This window comes from Methylobacterium nigriterrae (genome assembly GCF_037106235.1).
Lineage (GTDB): Bacteria > Pseudomonadota > Alphaproteobacteria > Rhizobiales > Beijerinckiaceae > Methylobacterium > Methylobacterium nigriterrae.
Genome location: NZ_JBAWTG010000464.1, coordinates 1 through 701, shown reverse-complemented (window position 1 = coordinate 701; position 701 = coordinate 1). Strand labels below are relative to the sequence as shown.

1 protein-coding gene is annotated in these 701 nt (G+C 68.0%); it reads left to right on the top strand.

The window, feature by feature from the left end; translation table 11 throughout:
• The coding region (locus WDW90_RS37755; protein ID WP_336492827.1) for an IS3 family transposase at positions 1-701 on the top strand (701 nt) is incomplete at both ends.

The following is a 701-nucleotide window of genomic DNA, read 5'->3' as shown; positions in this document are numbered from 1 at the left end:
TGGCGCTCCCGGCCCGAGAGCCGCCGCGCCCGGGAGAACCGTGCGTTGCTGGCCGACGTGCAACGCCTTCAGGAGCGCCATAAGGGCCGCTACGGCTCACCGCGGATGCATGCCGCTCTGCGCTCTGAGGGGCGCGGCGTCAGCCGGGGGCGCATCGAGCGGCTGATGCGCCGACATGGCATCCGGGCTCTGGCAGGCCGGCGCTATCGCCCAGGCACGACCGACAGCAGCCATCCCCTGCCGGTCGCCCCCAACCTCCTGCAGCAGACCTTCGTGGCCGCAGCCCCCAATCGCATCTGGCTTGCCGACATCACCTACCTGGCGACCGGCGAAGGCTGGCTCTATCTCGCGGCCGTGCTGGATCTGGCCACCCGCAAGGTCGTGGGATGGGCCATGCGCGAGCACATGCGCACCGAGCTGACCCTGGCCGCGTTGATGATGGCTGCCCAGCGGCAACGGCCGGCTGCCGGGCTCATCTGTCATTCGGATCGCGGCAGCCAATACGCGGCCGAGGCCTATCGCAACCAACTCGCCGGTATCAGGGCTCACGCCTCGATGAGCCGGACGGGATGCTGCTTCGACAATGCCCCGATGGAAAGCTTCTTCCACACACTCAAGGTCGAACTCGTCCATCAGCGTTGGTGGGCAACCCGCGACGAGGCCCGTCGCGACCTGTTCGCCTACATCGAGGGCTACTACAA